The organism is Brevibacillus sp. FW301-21C12A, from assembly GCF_058788915.1.
Window position 1 is genome coordinate 1 of record NZ_JBYTBG010000085.1, and the last position, 6,810, is coordinate 6,810.

General features: G+C 55.5%; 5 protein-coding genes. 3 read left to right on the top strand and 2 right to left on the bottom strand.

All coding sequences use genetic code 11. The features are described from left to right. The first annotated feature begins 271 nt into the window (after positions 1 to 271). Positions 272 to 697, top strand: a complete 426-nt coding sequence (locus tag AC3WQH_RS24980; RefSeq protein ID WP_260507704.1) for a hypothetical protein — start codon at positions 272 to 274, stop codon at positions 695 to 697. 450 nt (positions 698 to 1,147) lie between these two features. On the opposite strand, the gene AC3WQH_RS24985 is transcribed toward AC3WQH_RS24980, so the two are convergent. Beyond that, a complete protein-coding gene (locus tag AC3WQH_RS24985) occupies positions 1,148 to 1,678 on the bottom strand; it encodes a peroxiredoxin (protein WP_005829060.1) in 531 nt (176 codons plus the stop codon). 260 nt (positions 1,679 to 1,938) lie between these two features. Between AC3WQH_RS24985 and AC3WQH_RS24990 the strand changes: the two genes are divergently transcribed. Next, on the top strand, positions 1,939 to 3,531 hold the full coding sequence (locus tag AC3WQH_RS24990; RefSeq protein WP_026557950.1) for an FMN-binding glutamate synthase family protein: 1,593 nt from the start codon (positions 1,939 to 1,941) through the stop codon (positions 3,529 to 3,531). On the opposite strand, the gene AC3WQH_RS24995 is transcribed toward AC3WQH_RS24990, so the two are convergent. Next, positions 3,511 to 4,803, bottom strand: coding sequence for a copper amine oxidase N-terminal domain-containing protein (locus tag AC3WQH_RS24995; RefSeq protein WP_005829064.1), 1,293 nt, complete (start codon positions 4,801 to 4,803; stop codon positions 3,511 to 3,513). The genes AC3WQH_RS24990 and AC3WQH_RS24995 overlap by 21 nt on opposite strands. A gap of 271 nt (positions 4,804 to 5,074) precedes the next feature. Here AC3WQH_RS24995 and AC3WQH_RS25000 point away from each other — a divergent pair, with 271 nt between their 5' ends. After that, entirely contained in the window at positions 5,075 to 6,799 is a 1,725-nt protein-coding gene (locus AC3WQH_RS25000) for a TerD family protein (RefSeq protein WP_492332306.1), read from the top strand. Positions 6,800 to 6,810: the final 11 nt, after the last annotated feature.

Consider the following 6,810-nt stretch of genomic DNA (forward strand, 5'->3'; position numbering starts at 1 on the left):
GGAGTGTAAACCAGCCATATAAAAAAGTGAAAAACTACGCTAGAGGAAGATCAAGCACGTTTAATGGTGAAGAGCTTTTAATAAGGGATTTCATAAAAGATAATAAAGGCGGTACGAGCTATGGAGCATAGGGATGAAAAGATACTGGCATTATTGAATGAATCGGAAAAAGCGAGCGTTCCCCTTAACATTTGCACCGGACCAGTCAGGGTGGGAAGCCGCTTCTACGAGTTTGAACAGCAAGGATTTTGGGACAACAAGGTCTGCTTGTTTGCCTGACCATTTGCGGGCAGTCAAATATCCGTACCGGCAGCGCCCGCAGATTATCAAAAGCGATGAGACAGGCGGCATTAATTTTACGTTGAGCAGGGTCGACCAAGACTTGCAGGACCAGTGGGTCAAGCAACTGACGGCAGGGATGAAAGCTACGATCAAAAAGACGAATCCGGCAAATGTCTTCTATACTGACGGGGTAGAAATGGTAGAAGGAAAGCAGGTTGGCTACTTCGAGTTTAAAAGCCCGGCACTGGACGGCTTTTTGTATCACCTCATGTTTTTTCTGGCCTTGGAAGGAAAAATGGTCATGGGCACATTTTGCTGCCCTTTTGCCGAGTATGGAGAGTGGCGGGAGATTGCTTTTCAGGTCATGAGAACGGTGAGCGTTACGGAGGAGAACGAGGGAGAGGAGCAAGGATGAGCCAATCTGTCTAAGAGGCGGGTGGATTCTGAGGTGTCCACCAAACTATCGAGGTAGCACAAGAGCAGAGGCTCTCCACACCTGTTCAGCTCCTCGCACCGGAAGTCTGCATTGCCCTGAAACCGCTGAACAAAATAATCGCCGAGCCGGACCGGACTTCTTTTCATGGCTGTCTCCGTTCGATGGATTTTGCCGTATTTTTTACCAAATCGTTGCGGATTATGAGTAGCTTGAGAAAAGCTGGCTCAAAAGATACCAGCGGCGCGGGCAAAAGTCTCGCTCTACGCTTGCGTGATGGAGAGAGCGGATGAATACAGCCATGCGGGTGGGGAGAGGGCTGGCCTCTTTGCTCGCGCCAAAGAGGAACGAAAAAAAACTCGGCCACAGCGGATGGAGGAACACGCATCTGCTTTAGGAGACCGAGGTTTTTTTCGTTGGGGCTGAAGGGGGTTACGAAATCGTTTTTTGCCCGGGCTTCCAGTCCATCGGGCACAGCCCGCCGGATTGCAGGGCTTCGATGACGCGCAATGTCTCATCCACGCTTCTGCCTACTTTGGAGTTGGAGACGACCGAATACTGCAAGATGCCCTCCGGGTCAATGATGAAGCTGGCGCGCAGAGGCGCTTTGGTCGCTTCGTCCAGCACGCCGTAGCTGATCGTCGCTTCCTTGCTGTAGTCAGAAGCGAGCGGGAAGGACAGCGGGCCGATGCCGTCGCTCGCCTTCATCCAGGCTCTATGTGTATGAATGCTGTCGCCGCTCACGCCGAGCACCTCGACGTTCAGCTCGGCAAACTCCTTGATCCGCCGATTCAGGCTGAGAATCTCCGTTGGGCAAACTTTGGAGAAATCGAACGGATAGAAGAACAACAGCAGCCATTTGCCGCGGTAATCTACCAGACTTTTCGATACGGGGAAGCCGTTGTCAAAAGTCACGGTGTCCATCGTAAAGTCTGGTGCGGGAAGTCCAATGCGTGCGCTCATTGTGCATCTCCTCTCTCTGTTTTTCGAAAAATATGTCTGGTACCAAATTACCACGAATGATATTTATAATCAATATCAAATGAAAATTATTTTAATTAAAAGTGCAACATGCCTTTTCGAGTTAGCCCAAACGAAACGGCGGTATGAGCAGAGGGAATTGGTAGTATGCTAATCCATGCAATACCACATTTGCGAACAAATGAAACCTTTTCGGTTCTTTTTTCCAATCCAACGTTCCATGGCGGGAGGCTCAGACAAGGATGCAGTCGCTTCTTTTGACCATCGTGCTTGTAGTGGTGGCAGTGCCGCCGCTCGTCTTTTTCGGCTATATGTACGTCTTGTCCAAACACCCCAAGCATTCCATCATTCGCTCCCATCCTTTTTTGGGCTGGGTGCGCTATTTGCTGGAAAAGCTCGGACCGGAATTTCGCCAGTATTGGTTTGACAACGACACGGAGGGAAGGCCGTTTTCGCGAGCTGATTTTGTCGGGCTTGTCTACGCGGCGAAATACAGGACGGACCTCATCTCGTTTGGCGGCAGACGCGATTACGAAAAGCCGGGCTTTTACCTGTCCAACGCCATGTTCCCGAAGCTGACGAGCGAGCTGCGGGTAGATAACGATCGGCCGATTTTGGGCAAAAAGTACGTGATTACAGATGAAGGGTTGTTTACCCGCCAGGAAAAATGGATCGAGGAACAGGTGAAGCCGTGGCTGTTGCACGATCAGGATGTCATTGTCGTAGGAGAGCGCCGCGAGCATCCGTGGCGGCTCAAGGGCATGTTCGGGGCATCGGCCACATCGTACGGGGCGGTGGGGGAGAACTATATTTTGTCTACCGGAAGCGGAGCCCGCATGGCAGGAGGCTCCTGGATCAATACGGGAGAGGGCGGCGTGGCGGAGGTTCACCTTGCGACAGGCGTGGATATCGTCTCGCAGATCGGGCCGGGCATGTTCGGCTTCCGCGATGACGCGGGCCGTTTTTCCATCGAGGAATACAAGCGCAAGGCGAGCGTGCCCAACATCAAGGCATTCGAGCTGAAATTTCATCAAGGAGCGAAAATACGCGGCGGCCACCTCGAAGGCTCCAAAGTCACAGAAAAGGTCGCGGCAGCGCGGCTGGTGCCTGTCGGCAAAAACGTCAATTCGCCCAACCGCTTTGCTTTTCTGACCAATCCCGAGGAGGCGCTGCGGTTTATCGCCACGCTGCAGGAGGCGGGCGGCAAGCCTGTCGGGATCAAAATTGTCGTCGGGGATGCGAAAAGATTGGAGCCGTTGTTTGCCAAGATGGTCGAGCTGGATATTTACCCGGATTTCATCACCGTGGACGGCTCGGAGGGAGGGTCAGGCGCGACGTTTAAAGCCATGGCGGACGGGATGGGGCTGCCGCTTTATCCGGCGCTGCTCATTCTCGATGACACGGCGCGAAAATTCGGGGTGCGCGACCGCTTCAAAATTTTTGCTTCCGGCAAGCTCATCACCCCGGACAAAGTCGCCATCGCCCTGGCGCTCGGCGCGGACCTGGTCAGCTCCGCGCGCGGCTTCATGATGGCAAACGGCTGTATCATGGCCCTGCAATGCCACACAGGCAAATGTCCAACGGGAATCACCACGACCGATTCCAAATACCAGAAGGCGCTCGCCCCGGAAGAAAAGCAGTGGCGCGTCATGAACTACATTTTGCAGTTGCGCGAGGGACTGTTTTCGTTGGCGGCCGCCTGCGGGCTGGAGAGTCCGCGCGATTTTCGCCGCGAGCACGTCGTCTATACAAATGAAAGCGGGCAAAGCGTGCGGGTAGCGGACCTGTTTCCGTACCCCGAGAAGACGGGGGAATCAGGAGCCGCCCTGCTTTAGCCTGACCCAATGGTTGTAGTCGTGAATCGCAAAGCCGGCAAAGCTCGCATAATGCTCGAGATGTTCCTTCGCCAACTGCAGTTCGGTTTTCATCGTCTGGAGCGGCAGTGCGTGAAAGCTCGTGTGCGGCCCTTCCGCACTGGGAGCCGTCTCTACGGCGACGATCACCTGCTTTTTCAGCGTGGCCGCTTCCCGCAAAATCGGATGGGCGTTGGCGATAATCCCGTCGTTGCCCAGCGCGACATTGCGGTAGTCCATGATGACTACGGCATCTGCCTTTTCCAGCATCCAGGCGCTCAAGCTGTAATCCGTGCCCGGGACTTTGACCTGATGGAGCCAAAACGGGATGTCGAGCGTGAGCGTAAGCCCGCTTGAGCGCATGTCTTTTTCGATCAGGCGAACCGTGTCCATCCAGCTTTGCACGATTTTGTCGCGGTTTGACTTCCATTCCGGCAAAATGTACGGCTCAATGTCAAAATGCAGCCCGGCGAACCGCTCTTGCGCGGCGACCGAGGCGTTGTAAGCGCGGACCCAGTTGATAAACGCCTTGAGCTCGCCATGGCTTGCGGGAAAAGCCCATTGGGGACGGCCTTCCAGCGCTTCTACGGCGATTTGCTTTTCCTGCGCCTTGCGGATGAACTGCTGATAGACAGTCGGCGGGATGTCCCGGTCGATTTGCAGGTAGATTGCGCTCAATTGATGCTCGCTCGCAAACTGGATAATCTGCTCTTGCTGGGTGTAGAGCAGGCTGGCATCCCAAAGCCACGTGCTGCGCCGATGCTGCCATGTGCTGTCAGGAGCAGGCGGCACAGATGCCGGAGGGACTGCACTCGCATGGCCGGAAGTGGTGATCGCGACCAGGTTGCGCTCGGCCAGCCACTCGATCCGGGCGTCAAACAGCTCGCTGATGAAGCGCAGCGGAACCATCGTGCGGTTGCTGCGGAGCACGGCCGGGGCGTCAAAGTGGACCTTTTTCCCGTTGACCAGCGCGTAGTCCTGGCCGATGGTCAACTGAATGGTGTCCGGTTCTTTCCGGAGCGTCACCTGGCTCGTCTGTGGATTCCACTGCATGCCAAGACCGAGCTTTTCCGCGACAAACCGGGCGGGAACCATGGTTCGCTGCGTGCTTGGGTCCACGTAAGGCAGGGCGTCGGGAAACGTGACGTACTCTCCGTTCACGGCTACCTGGACTTGCGGAGCGGACTGGGCAAAAGAGAAGGGAGCGGCGCTGAGCAGAAAGGTCAGCAGGCCGACTCGCTGCAGTTTTTTCATGCGTGCTTTTCCTCGCGTCTTTCTATAGAATGTGCTGTACTATTTTACAATAGGACTGTTTGCCTTTACCTGATTACAAGGTTGCAGGGGAGCAGGAAAAATTTGTGAAGAAACGACTACTTTTCCACTGGATGACTTTACAGGAGCGGCGACCCAGCGGTAAAATGGTTGAAAATGACAAAAGGAATAAAAAATCAGGCTATTGTACACCTTCCTTCTACTCAATTGATGATTAGGGGTACTGCTTTCCTGATTTTTTTTATTGAGGCCGATGAAAAATCAAATCTACCTTCGCCGGAAAAATAAACTGGTCGTCGAGAAGGGACAGCATGAATTGCCTGTCTCTTATTTGGCTGCGGCTCTGCGCAACATCGAGAGTCTGGGCTACACGTTTTCCCTGGAGCTGCTGGAGCGAATCCGCACGCTGTCTGAAGCGGAGTTTTTCCCGCTTTACTCCGAGGTAGTGACGGTATTGAAAGAAATGGTGGGCGCATCCCGCAAGTACAAGCCGATGTATCCGAATTTTCCCGAACAAGTGATGGAGGCGAGCGAGGGAGAATTGTATTTGCAGGCGATCATCCACTACCTGACGTGGCAGCTTCCTGTGCACGAGGTGAAAAAACGGCTGCCGCTGTTGCGAGAATCCCGCCTGAAGGTGATCCAGTTGGGAACGGACGAAGAGCTTTTGCAGACGGGCATGAACCTGTTGCGGGCAAAAAGCTCGCTCTCGGCGCAGGACAAGGAAGACCTCGCAGCGCTGCTCACCGAGTGCGATGGAATCGCAGAAGCGCTGCCGCCAGAGATTCCGCACAAGGAAAACGCGGCGGTCGTAGCCAGCATCTTGCTGCGTGCCGACAAGCTGCCGCCCGGCTTTTTTGCGACCTATTGCAAAACGGCGACCGACGTCTTGCGGCTGGCGGTTGCGCTGTCTGACGGCGATGTCAGCCTGGCCGCCCCTGCGAAATTCCGCAAGTTCAGCCGCGCCGAGCGCCGCCTGCTGCTGCGCTTGCTGGAAGCCAGCCCGAACCTCGCGGAAGACATGCTGCGCTACAAAGGCCGCTGGATTCGCCTCGGGGAAATCTTGCATCCGTTCGAATACAAGGACCGCTATCCGCAGACGGCGGAAGCGTTCGATATTTTGCGCAACAACCGTCGGCTGGAAACGTTCAACAGCAAGGTCGAGCTGGCGCTGGCGTGCGGGGATGTGCACGAGGCGACGAGCCTGCTCGTGCAGCGGCCGGGGGAATTTGCCCGGCGCCTCGACCACCTGCTCAGGCTGGCAGCGGATCGTGACGAGGTGCTCCGTTCGTTTGCACAGGTCGCGCCTTTGGTGTCTACCCCTGTGCTGCTGCAAGCGCTGAACCACTTCGAGAAAAGAGAAGCGTACGGAGAGTGGCGCACCTTTTTCCCGAAAGGAGAGGTGGCAAAAGTACAGACGATTGCAAACGCGCTGCCGCAGTTGCCGGAAGACGTCCGCGCGAGTGCAGCCCGCAGATGCCGGGAAGCCCTGCTGGAGCGGTTTGCTGCCCTGCCTTCCCTGGGAAAAGTCTACCTCGATCCGCGCTTGCAGGAGCAGCTCGTGCCTTTTTCGCAACGGTCGGCGAGCAAAGCGCTGCGGACGATCGTGCGCGGCTCCAGACTTCCGATCCCGGAGGGCAGTACGATCCGCTTTTTCACCTGGTGGAAGGAAGGCATTGTCAACAACGTCCCCACCGGGCGCGTCGACGTCGATTTGTCTGCGGTGCTGTACGACGCGGACTGGAAGTACATGGAGCACATTTCCTACACGAATTTGCGCTCGGAGAAATACCGCGCCTACCATAGCGGCGACATTGTGAGGGCGCCGATGGGGGCCTGCGAGTTCATCGATGTGGATATCGAATCTGTCCTTCATTACGGCGGCCGTTACGTGGTCATGTCGCTGAACTCGTTTACAGATTTTCCGAACGAGAAAGCCCGCTACGGTGCGATAGCACCCCCTTTAGGGGCGGGATGAGAGTGAGGTCA